This is a genomic window from Parabacteroides sp. AM58-2XD, from assembly GCF_003463685.1.
Classification (GTDB): domain Bacteria; phylum Bacteroidota; class Bacteroidia; order Bacteroidales; family Tannerellaceae; genus Parabacteroides; species Parabacteroides segnis.
The window spans coordinates 1-16,508 of the sequence record NZ_QSDP01000131.1 but is presented as its reverse complement, the minus strand read 5'-3'; the positions used below and the strand labels follow the sequence as shown (position 1 = coordinate 16,508).

General features: G+C 44.8%; 11 protein-coding genes and 2 pseudogenes. 12 read left to right on the top strand and 1 reads right to left on the bottom strand.

Features of this window, described 5'->3' with window-relative positions; translation table 11 throughout:
* Positions 1–77 precede the first annotated feature (77 nt).
* Entirely contained in the window at positions 78–842 is a 765-nt protein-coding gene (locus DXA15_RS22335) for a hypothetical protein (protein ID WP_233567543.1), read from the bottom strand.
* Between the two features lie 527 nt (positions 843–1,369).
* On the opposite strand from DXA15_RS22335, the gene DXA15_RS22330 reads away from it, so the two are divergent.
* The 12 genes and pseudogenes from DXA15_RS22330 (at position 1,370) to DXA15_RS22275 (ending at position 16,427) form a co-directional block, all read left to right on the top strand.
* Positions 1,370–1,759, top strand: a complete 390-nt coding sequence (locus tag DXA15_RS22330; RefSeq protein WP_233567542.1) for a DUF6769 family protein — start codon at positions 1,370–1,372, stop codon at positions 1,757–1,759.
* A gap of 93 nt (positions 1,760–1,852) precedes the next feature.
* Positions 1,853–3,055 (top strand): efflux RND transporter periplasmic adaptor subunit, encoded by a 1,203-nt coding sequence (locus DXA15_RS22325; RefSeq protein ID WP_128135483.1) that lies wholly within the window; start codon positions 1,853–1,855, stop codon positions 3,053–3,055.
* Positions 3,056–3,154: 99 nt separating this feature from the next.
* Positions 3,155–6,235 carry an efflux RND transporter permease subunit gene (locus tag DXA15_RS22320; RefSeq protein ID WP_128135482.1) on the top strand — a complete coding sequence of 1,027 codons (3,081 nt, stop codon included), beginning with the start codon at positions 3,155–3,157 and terminating at the stop codon, positions 6,233–6,235.
* A complete protein-coding gene (locus tag DXA15_RS22315) occupies positions 6,232–7,413 on the top strand; it encodes a TolC family protein (RefSeq protein WP_128135481.1) in 1,182 nt (393 codons plus the stop codon). The genes DXA15_RS22320 and DXA15_RS22315 overlap by 4 nt, the downstream gene beginning before the upstream one ends.
* Positions 7,414–7,722: 309 nt before the next feature.
* Complete coding sequence (locus tag DXA15_RS25350) at positions 7,723–7,881, top strand: hypothetical protein (protein ID WP_158579698.1); 159 nt, start codon at positions 7,723–7,725, stop codon at positions 7,879–7,881.
* Positions 7,829–8,596, top strand: a pseudogene (locus DXA15_RS22305) (aldehyde dehydrogenase family protein); the annotation flags it as partial. The gene DXA15_RS25350 and the pseudogene DXA15_RS22305, both read left to right, overlap by 53 nt.
* 276 nt (positions 8,597–8,872) lie before the next feature.
* Complete coding sequence (locus DXA15_RS22300; RefSeq protein WP_233567544.1) at positions 8,873–10,798, top strand: SUMF1/EgtB/PvdO family nonheme iron enzyme; 1,926 nt, start codon at positions 8,873–8,875, stop codon at positions 10,796–10,798.
* A 153-nt stretch (positions 10,799–10,951) separates the two neighbouring features.
* Complete coding sequence (locus DXA15_RS22295) at positions 10,952–11,470, top strand: methylated-DNA--[protein]-cysteine S-methyltransferase (protein ID WP_128135479.1); 519 nt, start codon at positions 10,952–10,954, stop codon at positions 11,468–11,470.
* A 16-nt stretch (positions 11,471–11,486) separates the two neighbouring features.
* Entirely contained in the window at positions 11,487–12,326 is an 840-nt protein-coding gene (locus tag DXA15_RS22290; protein ID WP_128135478.1) for a methylated-DNA--[protein]-cysteine S-methyltransferase, read from the top strand.
* Positions 12,327–12,409: 83 nt separating this feature from the next.
* The gene (locus tag DXA15_RS22285; RefSeq protein ID WP_128135477.1) at positions 12,410–13,570 is read left to right on the top strand and encodes a carboxymuconolactone decarboxylase family protein; all 1,161 of its coding nucleotides are present in this window, start codon (positions 12,410–12,412) and stop codon (positions 13,568–13,570) included.
* Positions 13,571–13,750: 180 nt separating this feature from the next.
* A pseudogene (locus DXA15_RS22280) lies at positions 13,751–15,105 on the top strand (dipeptidase).
* Entirely contained in the window at positions 15,102–16,427 is a 1,326-nt protein-coding gene (locus DXA15_RS22275; protein ID WP_128135476.1) for a DEAD/DEAH box helicase, read from the top strand. The pseudogene DXA15_RS22280 and the gene DXA15_RS22275 overlap by 4 nt, the downstream one beginning before the upstream one ends.
* Positions 16,428–16,508: the final 81 nt, after the last annotated feature.

Below are 16,508 nucleotides of genomic sequence, written 5' to 3'. Positions count from 1 at the left end.
ACCTCAAAGGTATGATTTCAAATCGTCGCGCCTAAAAAGTAGTATCTAATAGACTATATTTCAATTATTTCAAAGAACTATTTATCCACTTTTACGGGACAGTAATGGTTGGATATATATATATGTATATCCTTGCCCGAGTCAAATTTACCTCTGGAAGCGATTGTTTCCAGGTCGTCCAATAGGCGGAGGAGTTCTTCCTGTAGTTTGGTTACTTCCTCTTCCGTGATTAAATGAATGCTGGCGAAATATTTTATATCGTTCACCAGGTAGTTAAACATCATACTGTCCCATATATAGTTTGTTGTCTGTATATATGTACTAGCTTCTACGAATGCCTTTTGGGCATGTTTGAGCTCTTCGGGTAAATTTAATTCTGAAAAATATTTTACACAATTTACTTTTTCATTCTGGTACATCCATTTAAATAACCGAAACTTAGACAAGCTATCGTATTTCAGATAATAAGTCTGTGGTATCATATTTGAGGCTGTGCTTAACTCCGAAGTCGGATCGTCGCGTAGAGACTCAAACAATTCAAGATAGTGGTCAAGGATTTTGTAATACGTTTTGATAGGATCTGAATAATGTAAAAGATTCAGGTCGAACATAGCGTTATTAGTATAGCTTATACCCACGATCTGGTCAAGTGAAACTCCCAGTTTCTTTGAAATGATGGAAGCCTCATTGAGGGTGAAGGGAACCTCGCCGCGTAATCTTCTGTATACGGCCTCTTTTCCTATGTAGAGAATATCCATCAGGGTATTCGCTAAATTAACCCCATCTGGTATTTTCTCTTTCATTACCTCGATCAGATTTGTATTTAATACATCTGTATTCATTTCCAATTCTCCCTTTTAAATAATATATATGTTCAATTATTAAACAATAAACAAAGTGTATTGTTTCGAAAAACGCAACAAATGTAATAAGCGTACTCGCAGGTTGCGTATTTTCGAAAATGCGGAGAGAGTAAATAGGTGAATGAGAAATAGGTATGACTGAAAATACCTTATATGCGAAATAAAACTCCCGTATTTGCTTAGTAAATTCGCGTATCTCAAAAGAGAGACGGCAATGATGGTTTGAACGGATAGTTATTGCAGTTTACTATTAATACTAAGTGATGTTAATTGAAATAGCATTAGAATGGATGAACTTTATTTTATTTTAGTCTTAGATTTTTTGTTTATAAATTATTGACCTAACCAAACATTTGCTTGTATAATCAGAATGAGTAGACCACTAATGCTAATACCATGAACAACTGTCCGGCTGGGAGGTGACTCTCGGCCGGAATTTTTTTTGCTATATATCTGATATTTGCCATTGTGTTGCAAAATAAACTTTCTATTTTTGCAGAATAAATATGAGAGCAAAGAAAAACATAATCCGTTACGTAATGTTGATAGCCGGCATCATCATGCTGCTTTCGGTCATCATACCGCATCATCATCACAGTAACGGTCTGCCTTGTTTTAAATCGCTGACTGAACACAGTCACAAAAGTGCTTCTTCTCACGATTGCGGTTGTAACGGGCATAATGTTGCTCTTTTCACCTCTCTGCTGTCACATGCGACGGATGTGGATGCTAGTCACCTGCTTTTCCCTTTGCAGGTTTTATTTGATTATATTAACCCTCCCGAACCGGCTTTTTGCGGACAACCTTTTGAACGCAGTCGAGCCTTTTATATTGAGTCTCTGCACGATAGCTGGATAACGTGTGCAAGTGGACTGCGAGCCCCTCCTGTGTTATAATTGTTACTGATGGTGGCGAACCTTATTCGCTTTTCGGTGTTTTTATCTAAACGCCGAGCTATTTATTATGCATTAATAACACATTATAATACAATGAAAAAGATATATTTATTGTGGGTTTTATGTGCCTACATATTTGCAGGTTGTGGTGGCGGAGCTACTAAATCTGAAGAACATAATCATGATCATGAAGCACATGAACATGAAGAGGGTCACGATCATGAGCATGAAGGACATGACCATGAACACGAAGCCTCCTCTAGTGCACATTCCAATGAAATCATTTTCAAAGAAGAATTAGCGAAAGCAGTCGGTTTACAGACGAAAGTGATGGAACCGGCTCCTTTTACCGATGTGATAAAGACCAGCGGAAGCGTGATGGCTGCACAAGGCGATGAAACGACTGTGGTAGCTACTGTCCCCGGTATCGTTACATTCGGCAGTTTATCTTTTGTGGACGGTACTCCGGTCCGGAAGGGACAGGCTATCCTGAGCCTGGCTTCCAGTAATTTGTCTGAGGGGAATGTGGCAGCCCGTGCCAAATATGCATACGAAAATGCCAAGAAGGAATATGAACGTATGCAACAGCTGGTAGGAGATAAGATCGTTTCTGCCAAGGACTTTGAACAGGCACGTCTGAATTATGAAAATGCAAAGGCCGCTTACGATGCCATTGCCGGTAAACAAACGGAGAATGGGGTATCGGTTGTTTCTCCGATGAACGGATACTTGAAGAACCTTCAGGTGAAAGAAGGCGATTATGTCGCTGTGGGACAACCGTTGGCTACGATTTCTCAGAATAGCCGCTTGGTGCTTCGTGCCGAAGTGTCGGAAAAGTATTATCAATATCTTCCGGCTGTACAGTCTGCTAATTTCCGAACTCCTTATGACGACCAAGTGTATGAGCTTTCCGAACTTCACGGACGTTTACTTTCTTATGGAAAGGCTTCGGATGCCAATTCTTTTTATATTCCTGTGACTTTTGAATTTGATAATAAAGGGGCTGTCATTCCCGGTTCGTTTGTTGAAATCTATTTGCTTACCTCTCCGATGCAGGATGTGTTGAGCGTTCCGGTTTCCGCGTTGATAGAAGAGCAAGGCGTTTATTCCGTATTTATTCGTTTGGATGAGGAAGGATACAAAAAGCAGGAAGTGAAACTGGGTGCCAACAATGGTGCTGAAGTCCAGATTCTGTCTGGTCTAAAACCGGGAGATACGGTTGTTACACAAGGCGCTTACCAGGTCAAACTGGCTTCTGCCTCCAATGCTATTCCGGCTCATACTCATAATCATTAATAATGAGCAAATATGCAAATATGCCAATGTGCCAATGGAAATCTCATGGTACTATCTTGATTGGCACATTGCATATCGGCTAATTAAACAATTATTCTTATGTTGAATAAAATAATATATTACTCGCTGCATAACAGATTGGTTGTCCTGATCTGTGCATTGCTGCTGATGATAGCGGGAACCTATACAGCTTTTCATACAGATGTAGATGTGTTTCCCGACCTGAATGCTCCGACTGTGGTTATTATGACGGAAGCAAATGGTATGGCTCCTGAAGAAGTGGAACGCCTGGTTACTTTCCCGGTCGAAACGGCTGTGAACGGGGCTATGGATGTGCGCCGTGTACGTTCTTCCTCTACCACCGGTTTCTCTGTTGTATGGGTTGAATTTGATTGGGGAACGGATATCTACCGTGCCCGCCAGATTGTTTCGGAAAAGTTGGCAGTCGTTAGTGAAAGCCTTCCCGAGAACGTTGGCAAGCCGACGCTGGGACCGCAATCTTCTATCCTGGGAGAAATGATGATTATCGGTCTGACTGCCGATTCTACTTCTTTGCTCGATTTGCGTACGATTGCCGACTGGACAATCCGTCCGCGTTTGTTGTCGACAGGCGGTGTGGCACAGGTCGCTGTGATTGGTGGCGATATCAAAGAATATCAGATATTGCTTGACCCCGCCCGTATGAAACATTATGGAGTAGGGTTGGATGAAGTCCTGACGGTTTGCCGTAATATGAACCGTAATGCAAATGGCGGTGTTTTGTATGAATATGACAATGAATATATCATCCGTGGCGTTCTTTCCACTCCGAAAGTGGAGGAACTGGCAAAAGGGGTTATCAAGACAGTCGACGGTTTTCCGGTCATGCTGGAAAATGTGGCGACGGTGAAGATAGGAAGCAAAAGTCCTAAACTGGGTACAGCTTCTGAACGCGGCAAGCATGCTGTTCTGATAACGGTGACCAAGCAACCGAATACCAGTACAATCGACCTGACAAACAAGCTGGACGGTATCGTTGCCGACTTGCAAAAGAATCTTCCGTCGGACGTGAATGTCTCTACCGATATTTTCCGTCAGAGCCGTTTCATCGACAGTTCTATTAATAATGTAAAGAACAGTTTGTTTGAAGGAAGTTTCTTCGTTGTCATCGTTTTGTTCCTCTTCCTGATGAATATCCGTACGACGGTGATTTCGCTGGTGGCGTTGCCTTTGTCATTGCTCGTTTCTATCCTGGTTTTGCATTATATGGGGATGACCATTAATACAATGTCTCTGGGCGGTATGGCGATTGCTATCGGTTCGCTGGTGGATGATGCGATTGTCGATGTGGAGAATGTGTATAAACGAATACGGGAGAACCGGATGCTTCCTCCGGAAGAGCGGCGCTCGGTATTGGAGGTGGTTTATGACGCTTCCCGTGAAGTACGTATGCCTATCCTGAATTCCACGTTGATTATTGTGGTAAGTTTCGTACCCTTGTTTTTCCTTCATGGCATGGAAGGACGCATGTTGGTGCCGCTGGGTATTGCGTTTATCGTTGCTTTGTTTGCATCTACCGTTGTTGCACTTACTTTGACGCCGGTATTGTGTAGTTATCTGCTGGGCAATAAGTCGACCGATAAGAAGATAGAAAAAGAGGCATGGGTAGCCCGTAAATTGAAGGAGATATATGCTTCCGCATTGAAAGTTGCCTTGGCGTATAAGAAGATTGTGCTGGGTTCTACGGTGGGTCTGTTCCTTGTGGCGTTGGGTATTTTCTTTACGCTGGGACGTAGTTTCCTTCCTCCTTTCAACGAAGGCTCTTTTACTATTAATGTAAGTTCGCTGCCGGGTATTTCGTTGGATGAATCAGACAGGATGGGACATCGGGCGGAAGAGTTACTGATGCAGGTTCCCGAAATCCAGACGGTGGCCCGTAAGACCGGACGTGCCGAACTGGATGAACATGCATTGGGTGTGAACGTTTCGGAGATAGAGGCCCCGTTCGTATTGAAAGACCGTAGCCGGGAAGCTGTGATGAATGATGTCCGTAAGAAGCTGTCGACTATCAGTGGTGCGAATATCGAAATCGGTCAGCCTATCTCTCACCGTATCGATGCGATGCTTTCGGGAACGGAAGCCAATATCGCCATCAAACTGTTCGGTACCGATTTGAACCGTCTCTTTACGATTGGTAACGATATCAAAAACTCTATCCAGAGCATTCCGGGCCTGGTTGACCTGAAAGTAGAACAGCAGATTGAACGTCCGCAGCTGACCATCACGCCGAAACGTGAACTGATGGCTAAATATGGCGTATCTCTTCCTGAGTTTGAAGAATATATTAATGTCATGCTGGGTGGCGAAGTTGTCAGCCAGGTGTATGATGACGGTAAAACATTCGACCTGACAGTAAAGACTTCCGACGAGAGCCGTGCAACGATGGAAGATATCCGTAATCTGATGATAGATGCCGGAGGGAAGAAAATCCCGCTGAATTATATTGCCGAGGTTCGTTCGGTAACCGGTCCGAATACGATTAACCGTGAAAACGTTCAGCGCAAGTTAGTAATCAGTGCGAACGTATCCGAACGGGATTTACGCAGTGTTGTAAATGATATTCAGAATAAGATTGGAACATCAATCAAATTGCCCGAAGGGTATCATATCGAATATGGCGGACAGTTTGAAAGTGAACAGGCAGCCAGCCGCACACTGTTGCTCACTTCTTTGATGTCTTTGCTGGTAATCTTCCTGTTGCTTTATAATGAGTTCAAGAATGCGAAAGAGAGTGGTGTCATCCTGCTGAACCTGCCGTTGGCTTTGATTGGTGGCGTATTTATTTTGTGGCTGACTTCCGGTGAAATCAGTATTCCGGCTATTATCGGCTTCATCTCGCTGTTTGGTATCGCTACCCGAAACGGTATGTTGCTGATTAGTCATTATGCACAGCTGCGCAGTGAAGGCTTCTCTGTTTACGATACGGTGATACACGGTTCGCTGGACCGTCTGAACCCGATTCTTATGACTGCTTTAAGTTCGGCTTTGGCATTGATACCGTTGGCATTGAACGGAGATTTGCCGGGTAATGAGATACAGAGTCCGATGGCGACTGTCATTCTGGGAGGGTTGCTGACATCTACTTTCCTGAACGGATTTATTATTCCTATTGTTTATCTTTTAATGAATAAGGAAAAATGAAACAATTCATAGTAATTACCTTGTTGGCTTCCGCTGCGCTTTCAGTGAACGGGCAGAATTCTATTGATGCCGTCCTGCGCAGTATCGAAGCCAATAATAAAGAATTGCAGGCGAATAACCAGCTTACCGTTTCTAAGAAACTGGAAGCGAAGCTGGATAATAACCTGCCAGACCCTTCGGTTTCCTATGTACATCAGTACGGCAACCGGGAAGGGATGGGAATACAGGGAGAGTTGGTTGCATCCCAGTCGTTCGACTTCCCTTCGGTATATGTGCAGAAGAATAAACTGGCGAAATCGAAAGCCGCCAGTTTCGACCGTCAGGGTGCAGAGTTCCGTCAGCAAATACTTTTGCAGGCGAAGGAGATTTGCCTTGACCTGGTCCTGCTGAACCAGCAACGGGCATTACTCGACCAACGCAGGCAGAATGCGGAACAACTGGCGGAACTGTATGCCATGCGTCTGGAAACCGGCGATGCGAATATTCTGGAAACAAATAAGATTGACCTGGAGTTGCTGAATGCGAAAACGGAAGCCCGTATGAACGAGTCTGCCCGTATTGCCAAACTTCAGGAACTGGCAACATTGAATGGTGGTATTGCTATCGACTTCACGGACACGACCTATATGTCGGACGGTGATATCCTGTCATTCGAGGAATTACGTGCGGAGGCTGTGACTTCCAATCCTCAGTTGCTTACGTTGAAAAGCGAGCAGGTGGCTGCCCGCCGCCAGTTGAGCGTTAATAAGTCGAAGAGTTTACCCGGTTTTGAGTTGGGGTATCGTATGAATACGGCTACCGGCGGAGAGCGTTTTAACGGTTTCCTGGTTGGTGTCAGCATTCCTTTATTCTCAAACAGGAATAATGTAAAGCAGGCTAAAGCGCAGGCTCTTTATACCGACCTTCAACTGGAGAGTACGACAACGACCGTGGAAAGTGAATTACACCAGTTGTATAACCAGTCGGTCGCTCTGAAGACTTCTATGGACGAATACAATACGGTTCTGAAAAGTCAGAATAGCCTGGCATTGCTGAATAAGGCTATTCAGACCGGCCAAATCAGTATGATTGAATATTTCGTTGATGTAACGACTTTCTATCAGAGCATGCAGAATTATATGCAGTTGCAGAACGAGTATCAGAAGGTGATGGCGCAATTGTATAAATATAAGTTATAAACTCTCTTATAAAATAAGGAAGGTTCATGTCTTTTTCGGGCATGGACCTTTTTTTATTATAGCTTCCCATTGAGCCGTATATTGGTTACTAAACTTATAAAAAGTTATCGTACTGTTTTTTTTCATCATTGTATTTTTTATTATGCAAATAAGTTTTTACTTTTACAAAGTACTTTTTACCAGGAGATTATACAATGTGGCATTGTTTAGGAGACCGATAATCAGACATATCTGTGCATAACAGGTATCAGAATGCCTTAATTCGTATAAAGAATACATATTAGTATTAATTATCAATTTAAAGAGACCATGAAAGATTTAGAAATGTACATCGATGGACAGTTCATCGAGAATCGATCCGGAAAGTGGATCAATGTGTTGAACCCTTCTACGGAAGAAGTTATATCCCGTATGCCTGACAGGAAGTGTTTCTGCCGGTGTGCAGACGATGGAAGCCGCTTCAGCTAATGTGACGAAGGTATCGCTGGAGTTAGGAGGAAAGGCTCCGGTTATCGTTATGCCGGATGCGGATCTGGATCTGACCGTGAAGTCGATCATTGCTTCCCGCGTGATCAATACCGGACAAGTGTGCAACTGTTGTGAACGTGTTTATGTACATTCCAGCATTAAAGATGTTTTTATTGAAAAGTTGCTGGATGGCTTTGGTAAGGTAAAAGTAGGCAACCCCAACGAGGTCGCAGATTTGGATATGGGACCGCTGATTGATGCCGGTGCCCTGAAATCGGTAGAAGAGAAAGTCGAAAAAGCTGTTAAGCAGGGGGCGACCCTGGCTTATGGAGGTAAACGTATCGGAGCTAAAGGTTACTTCTTTGAACCGACCCTTTTGACTAATTGTACACAGAAGATGGATATTATCCAGGAAGAAACATTCGGTCCCGTTCTCCCGGTTGTAGAGTTTACAGAAGTGGAAGATGCTATTGCCTGGGCGAATGACTGCGAATACGGACTGACCTCTTCCGTCTATACACAGAATCTGGATATGGCCTTTAAACTGATGCGTTCCTTAAAGTTCGGCGAAACTTATATCAATCGTGAGAACTTTGAAGCCATGCAGGGTTTCCATGCCGGCTGGCGTAAATCGGGTATTGGTGGTGCTGACGGTAAGCATGGCCTGGAAGAATACCTTCAGACTCATGTCGTTTATCTGGAGACGCAGGGTTAATGTGTTTTGTCATGGCGGACCCGATCCGCCAACTCATACTAAGTATTGTTTATCAGTAAAGTATGCGATCCCGGGTTAAGCCCGGGATGACATACAGTAATTTTGAAAGAGTTTCTTTTTTTGATAAGTATCCCGGATAGTTTTCGGATAATATATTTATCTTTATTCCGGAATATGGAAAAACGAATCAAAATGAGAAACGCTGCTATCTTATGTTATTGCCTTTTTGTATTAGGCGCCTTTGCTACGAATGCCCAGGAAACGAATAGCCTGGGAATGCAATTTACTCGGATTCCGGCCGGCTCCTTCCATATGGGAAGCCACGGATTGGGAGAAGATTATGATGAAGCGCCGATTCATCCGGTAACGATCACAAACCCTTTTTTGATGGGAACGACCGAAGTGACAAATGCCCAGTACGAGCGTTTTGACCCTTCCCATAAGAACTTACGGGGAAAGTACGGCCTTTCGAAAGAAGATGATGAAGCGGTTATTTTTGTAAACTATTACGAGGCGAAAGCATTCTGTGACTGGCTTTCGGAAAAGGAAGGGAAGACGTATCGCCTGCCAACCGAAGCTGAATGGGAATATGCTTGCCGTGCCGGGTCCTACTGGAATTTCTGGATGGACGACGGACTTCATGGCGTGTATCATAAGAACCAGCAAAATGTCTGGGGAACGGATTCTACAATCAGCCTTCAGGTTGGCAAAACTCCTGCCAATCCTTTCGGACTGCACGATATGCACGGAAATGTAGAAGAATGGTGTAGCGACTGGTACGGACCTTACGAAGCATTACCGCAAACAGACCCGGTGGGCCGTGCTGACGGATTATATAAAGTGACACGTGGCGGAAGCCATAGCACTCCGGAAAGATTTCTGCGTTCCGCCAACCGTATGGCGATGATACCCGAAGATAAACACTGGCTCACCGGCTTCCGGGTGGTGCAGGCCGATATGCCTAAAACCCAGCCGCTTCCTGTAGCCGGACCGACCCCGCAAGAGCATATATCACAGCAGAAACATACCTGGGACGCTCCTTTGAAAACACCTTTCTTCGGTGAACCTCTCGTCTATGTGAAAACGCCCGAATGTTCTTCCGGTGTCCCGTTCTACAAGCATAACCATTGCCCTGCCATAACCTGGTGTGATAACGGGGATTTGTTGGCTATCTGGTTTACATGCGACGAAGAATCGGGGCGGGAGATGGTGATTCTGGAAAGCCGCCTGAAGAAAGGCAGTACCGAATGGAGCGAGCCGCACGAGTTCTTCAAGGTGCCCGACCGGAATATGACCGGTTCTTCCCTGCTGAATAATAAAGGTACACTTGTCCATATAAATGGGGTGGAAGCTGCCGGTACCTGGGAAACCCTCGCCATGGTCATGCGGACAAGCACGGATAACGGTGCAACCTGGAGTCGTCCGCGTATCATCGCCCCTGAGCATGCCAGACGGCATCAGGTGATAGCTGGTTCTTTCCGTACTAAGGACGGTTGGCTGGTACAAGCCGCCGACGCCACTCCCCGGAGCAATGGCGGCACGGCATTGCATATCAGCAAGGATAATGGCCTGACCTGGGAAGACATGGGCAAAACCAATCCGGGCAAGTTCGAGGCAGGCGCTTCGGGCGGTACTATTGCCGGAATCCATGCCGGAGTAGTGCAACTGTCCGATGGACGTTTTATGGCATTCGGACGTGGTGACGGCATTGTCGATAAAGACGGTCTGGAACGGATGCCCATGAGCCTGTCGGAAGATAACGGACGTACCTGGACATACAACGTTTCTGAATTTCCCCCGATTGATGGCGGTCAGCGTCTGGTATTGATTCGTTTACAGGAAGGACCTGTTTTGCTGGTCTCTTTCACGAACCATCCTTTCCGTCTGAAAAATGGATTGAACGGTATGACCTTTAAAGATAAGGACGGCAAGGAATATACCGGTTACGGAATGTATGCCGCCCTTTCCTTCGACGATGGAAAGACATGGCCTGTTAAGAAATTACTGACCGATGGCAAGGAACGTTTTATGGACGGAGGCGCCTGGACCGGTTTCTTTGAAATGGACGGGAGCCATGCGGAACCCCGCGGTTATCTGGCCGGTACGCAATCGCCGGATGGAATGATACATCTGGTAAGCAGCCGTAACCATTACCGTTTCAACCTGCCATGGCTGGTAAAAGATACAGGGTATTCATTTTGAGTGATAAGTCTGATTGTGAATTGATTACAGTTTTCTCGTAGTTTTGTGTTTAGGAAACTGGAAGGCTTTCACCGGCTGCCCTTATTAAAATAGCAAGATTCGGGTTCTTCCATACTCATAAACTTCGTACATTTGCGATATAAAGAAAAGAGTATGGAAAATATTATTCAGATACAATACTATCAGTCCCCATGCGGAGAACTGATATTGGGTTCTTTGGATGGCAAACTTTGTTTGTGCGACTGGATGGATGAGAATCGCAGGGCACAGATTGACCGGCGGGTACAAAAGTTATTGCATGCCCGTTATGAGGCAGGCGAATCCGAAGTAATCGCCCGGACAGTTGTTCAACTGAATGAATATTTTGCCGGCAAAAGGAAGGCATTTGATATTCCTTTGCTTTTTGCGGGTACGGATTTCCAGCAAACGGTTTGGAATGCATTAGTGAATATCCCGTATGGAAAAACGCTTTCTTATGCCGCTTTGTCGCAGAAATTAGGTAATCTCAAAGCTATCCGTGCAGTAGCATCGGCCAATGGGGCAAATCCTATTTCAATCTTGGTTCCTTGCCATCGTGTTATCGGAAGTAACCAAAAGCTGGTTGGATATGGCGGCGGACTTCCTGCAAAGAAACTATTGCTCGAACTGGAGGCTTCCGACAGGCTATTCTAATAATCATTTTAAGGAAATGAAGACGCAGCAAGCATTGAACTACGAACGGATAGCCTCTGCCATCTGTTTTATCAGGGAGAATTACCGTGAACAGCCCGGCCTGGAACAAATTGCGGAGCATATTCATGTGAGTTCGTTTCATTTCCAGCGGTTATTTCATGAATGGGCAGGCATAACTCCCAAACAATTCCTGCAATATCTGAATATCGGATATGCGAAAAAGATATTGAAAGAAACGCATGCTACTCTTTTCGATACCGCCTGCGAATTAGGTTTGTCGGGAACGAGTCGCCTTTACGATTTATTTATAAATATAGAAGGGATGACACCGGGCGAGTATAAAAATGGCGGCCAGGATTTGGATATCAATTATTCGTTTGCAGATACTCCGTTCGGAAGCATCATCGTAGCATCCACCGGAAAAGGAGTCTGCCACATGGCCTTTGCCGATGAAGGGGAGGAGAAGGCACTAGCCAATCTGCAAAGCCTATTCCCCAATGCCGCTTACAAACAAACCCTTGATACGAAACAGCAAAACGCCCTGTCTGTCTTCAATCAGGATTGGAGTAAATTGCAGGAAATAAAACTGCATCTGAGAGGAACTGAATTTCAGTTAAAAGTATGGGAAACCTTATTGAAGGTTCCGGCAGGTGGCTTGACGACTTATGCCGATTTAGCTGCAAAATCAGGATATGAGGGTGCATGCAGGGCAGTCGGAACTGCCATAGGAAAGAATCCGGTCGCTTTCCTGATTCCTTGTCACCGTGTCATAAAAGCGACCGGTGAGATAGGTAATTATCATTGGGGAGAAGTTCGTAAGAATGCTATTATCGGGTGGGAAGCTGCACATCTGTAATTTAGGTATATTTATCTGTAATCCGTCTACAATCGAAACGGTCCGGTTTTTTTAGCTTTGCAACATCAGTAAAACAGAAAGATATGAAACGTAAATTGTTAACATTGGTATTCATCGTATCAGGCTTAATGTCTGCTATTGCTCAGAATGTTTCAGACCTTAAAACAGAAAAAGATATGGATAGGATTGAATTATGTAAAAAGAATTATACCACTTTATTCGGTGGCGAAGCCTTGACCGGGCAGGGAACTGACCCGGAGATGATGGATATTCTTCAGAAGTTTATTTTCGGAGAAGTATTCCGCACGGGAGAACTGGATATAAAGACCCGTGAAATGATTACCTGTGTTACATTAGCAACTATGCAGACTTTGCCCCAGCTGAAGGCACATGCAGGAGCGGCATTGAATGTGGGAGTTACTCCTGTTGAACTTCGTGAAGCTATTTATTCATGCGCTCCGTTTATCGGTTTTCCCAAAACCTTGAACGCGCTGACCGTCATTAATGAAGTATTTAAAGAACGGGGCATTTCTTTGCCATTGGAAAAACAAGGCACGGTTACGGAAGAAAACCGTCATGAAAAAGGGGCGGCTGTGCAAGAGCGGCTTTATCCCGGAGGTATCAGTCAGGTGATGGAAGATATTCCGGGGGAAATGGGTGACGATGTGGAACGTTTCCTGACAGAATATTGTTTCGGTGATATGTATACCCGTGGTGGACTTGACCTCAAAACACGTGAGTTACTGGGATATTGTGTCCTGATGACATTGGGAGCCGATAGCCAGCTTCGTTCTCATTTTCAGGGAAATCTGAATGCGGGTAACAGTAAGGAAACGGTTGTGGCGGCAGTCATACAATGTCTTCCGTATATCGGTTTCCCGCCGGCAATAAAGGCCTTGAAGATAATAAAGGAAGCATCTGCCGTAAGTCCGGCAAATAACCTGGTCCGCCTCTCCAAAATTACTGTAGACCCGGCACAATTGGATGCATATAATGCCTACCTGAAAGAAGAGATTGAAACCTCCATGCGCTTGGAACCGGGCGTACTTACTTTATATGCTACAGCTGATAAAGAAAGCCCCAATAAAATAACGATCCTGGAGATTTATGCAGACCAGGAGGCTTATAAAAAGCATATCCAAACATCCCATTTCCAGAAATATAAGCAGGGAACTTTGTCTATGGTAAAGGATTTGGAACTGGTGGATACTACTCCCTTAATTCCCGGATTAAAGATAAAATAAGCTTTTAGCGAAAAACTCAATGTCACTATTTGTTTAACTTAATGACATTGAGATAAAACTGACGTTACATTAACATCTTACTATATTTTATATGACAATAAAATGGGGATTTAAGTAATTTATTCGTAAACTTGTAACCTTAAATAAAAACGTTAAATTTAAAATTAAATCTTCTGTTTTATGTCAGTAAAATCGTATATCGAATCCAATAAAGAACGCTTTCTGGAAGAGTTGTTCAGCTTAATCCGTATTCCCTCCATCAGTGCTAAACAAGAGCATAAACCTGATATGCAGGCTTGTGCCCAGCGCTGGACGGAACTGTTACTATCGTCCGGAGCGGATAAAGCCGTGGTGATGCCGACGGAAGGCAATCCGGTCGTATATGGCGAAAAGATGATTTCGCCCGATGCCAAGACTGTGCTTGTTTATGCCCATTATGATGTAATGCCGGCTGAGCCATTGAACTTGTGGAAAAGCCAACCGTTTGAACCCGAAATACGTGACGGCCGTATCTGGGCTCGTGGTGCGGACGATGATAAAGGCCAGTCTATGATGCAGGTAAAAGGCTTTGAAACAGCCTTGAAGCTCGACCTGCTGAAGTGCAATGTGAAGTTTATCTTCGAAGGAGAGGAGGAGATCGGTTCTCCCAGCCTTGAAACCTTCTGCCGTGAACATAAAGACTTATTGAGGCCGATGTGATTCTGGTATCCGACACCAGCATGGTAAATGCCGAAACACCGTCGTTGACGACCGGCCTGCGTGGTTTGGCTTATTGGGAAATCGAAGTGACCGGCCCGAATCGTGATTTGCATTCCGGCCATTTCGGTGGGGCAGTGGCTAATCCTATTAATGTATTATGTAAACTGATGGCCGATATTATCGATGCTGACGGACGTATCACGATTCCCGGTTTCTATGACGATGTAGAAGAAGTGTCTCCGGCCGAACGCGAAATGATTGCACAAATCCCGTTTGATGAGGCGAAATATAAGGCTGCTATCGGTGTGGATGCCTTGTCCGGTGAAAAAGGCTACTCAACGCTGGAAAGAAACAGTTGCCGTCCGTCGTTCGATATCTGTGGAATCTGGGGAGGTTATACGGAAGAGGGCAGTAAAACGGTGCTTCCGTCCAAAGCCTATGCAAAAGTATCCTGCCGCCTGGTTCCGCATCAGGAACATTCCAAAATATCAAAAATGTTTGAAGATTACATAAACCAGGTGGCTCCTGCATCTGTTAAGGTAAAAGTCACGCCGAAACACGGTGGACAGGGTTATGTTTGTCCGATTGACCTTCCGGCTTATCAGGCGGCGGAAAAGGCTTGCACGGTTGCTTTTGGCAAGAAACCGCTGGCAGTACGTCGCGGAGGAAGTATTCCTATCATCTCCACCTTTGAGCAGGTATTGGGTATAAAAACCGTCTTGATGGGTTTCGGACTTGAACAGAATGCTATTCATTCTCCTAATGAAAGTTGCACGCTCGATTTCTTCTATAAAGGGATTGAATCGGTTGCTGAATTTTATAAAGAATATAAATGATACAAAACGAAGTGATAGCCCGTGCCCTGTCGAATACAGGTATCGAGGCATTAAATGAAATGCAGCAGGCCGTGCTTGATGCCGGTACGACAAAGGATATGGTGTTGCTCAGTCCCACGGGGTCGGGTAAAACCCTGGCTTTCTTGCTGCCCTTACTTACTACGCTGACGGATGAGGATAAGAAGATACAAGCGCTTATCATCGCCCCGTCTCGTGAATTGGCTTTACAGATAGAGACGGTATTCCGTTCACTCGGAGCCGGATATAAAGTGAACTGCTGTTACGGCGGCCATCCTATCCGGACAGAAAAGAAAAGTCTGGAGCATCCGCCAACGGTGCTTATCGGTACGCCCGGACGAATCCTCGACCATCTGGAACGGGGGAATATTAATCTGGATACCGTCCGTACACTGATTCTGGACGAATTCGACAAGTCTCTGGAACTGGGCTTCCAGGATGAGATGAAAGATATTCTCTCACATCTTCCCGGAGTGCGTCGCAGAGTGTTGACTTCAGCAACCGAAGCGGTGGAAATACCTCCCTTTACCAGTATTACATCGCCTGTCCGCCTGTCGTTCCTGACCGGAGTGAAAGAGGCGAAAGGTCTGACTTTGCGTATCGTGAAATCGCCGATTAAGGATAAGCTGGAGACATTGTATAAATTGCTCGGAGAGTTGAAAGGCGAGTCTGCCCTGGTGTTCTGTAACCAGCGTGAATCAGTGGAACGTGTCAGCAATTATCTGACAGAAATGGGAGTGGATAATGAATATTTCCACGGAGGTATGGAACAGCCGGAACGTGAACGGGCGTTGTCGCTTTTCCGTAATGGCAGTGCATCCGTTTTTATCTCTACTGACCTGGCGTCCCGCGGACTGGATATTCCGGAAGTAAAGAATGTGATTCATTATCATCTTCCTATCAATGAAGAAGCCTTTATCCATAGAAACGGACGTACGGCCCGTATGAATGCGGAAGGAAATGCCTTTATGATACTGAATGAGATAGAGACTGTTCCCGAATATATCACCCGTGAACCGGATGAATTCTTCCTGCCGGAGAAGGCTAAAAAGCCGCTCCGTTCGGAATGGGTTACATTGACCATTAACCGCGGCAAACGGGATAAGTTGAGTAAGAAGGACGTAGTCGGTTTCCTGTTTCAGAAAGGCGGATTAGACAAAGATGATTTAGGCGTTGTGGAAATAAAGGAAAGTTGTGCGTATGCCGCAGTAAAACGTGATAAGAAAGAGGGTTTGCTGGCGCGTATCCGTGAGGAGAAAATAAAAAATACCTTAGTTTTGGCAGATAGAATTTCGATAAGATAAAAAAGATAGATTTGTAATATGTCAAACCATTGAAAGAAAGGAAGACAAAGAGTGAACCAGTAAAAAAATGGAATAAGATTC

What these genes read in the sequence shown, in the direction of transcription:
- DXA15_RS22275 (WP_128135476.1), top strand. Translation starts at nt 15,102, where the DNA reads ATGATACAAAACGAAGTGATAGCCCGTGCCCTGTCGAATACAGGTATC.
- DXA15_RS22295 (WP_128135479.1), top strand. Translation starts at nt 10,952, where the DNA reads ATGGAAAATATTATTCAGATACAATACTATCAGTCCCCATGCGGAGAA.
- DXA15_RS22320 (WP_128135482.1), top strand. Translation starts at nt 3,155, where the DNA reads ATGTTGAATAAAATAATATATTACTCGCTGCATAACAGATTGGTTGTC.
- DXA15_RS22290 (WP_128135478.1), top strand. Translation starts at nt 11,487, where the DNA reads ATGAAGACGCAGCAAGCATTGAACTACGAACGGATAGCCTCTGCCATC.
- DXA15_RS22300 (WP_233567544.1), top strand. Translation starts at nt 8,873, where the DNA reads ATGCAATTTACTCGGATTCCGGCCGGCTCCTTCCATATGGGAAGCCAC.
- DXA15_RS22285 (WP_128135477.1), top strand. Translation starts at nt 12,410, where the DNA reads ATGAAACGTAAATTGTTAACATTGGTATTCATCGTATCAGGCTTAATG.
- DXA15_RS22335 (WP_233567543.1), bottom strand. Translation starts at nt 842, where the DNA reads ATGAATACAGATGTATTAAATACAAATCTGATCGAGGTAATGAAAGAG.
- DXA15_RS22330 (WP_233567542.1), top strand. Translation starts at nt 1,370, where the DNA reads ATGAGAGCAAAGAAAAACATAATCCGTTACGTAATGTTGATAGCCGGC.
- DXA15_RS22315 (WP_128135481.1), top strand. Translation starts at nt 6,232, where the DNA reads ATGAAACAATTCATAGTAATTACCTTGTTGGCTTCCGCTGCGCTTTCA.
- DXA15_RS25350 (WP_158579698.1), top strand. Translation starts at nt 7,723, where the DNA reads ATGAAAGATTTAGAAATGTACATCGATGGACAGTTCATCGAGAATCGA.
- DXA15_RS22325 (WP_128135483.1), top strand. Translation starts at nt 1,853, where the DNA reads ATGAAAAAGATATATTTATTGTGGGTTTTATGTGCCTACATATTTGCA.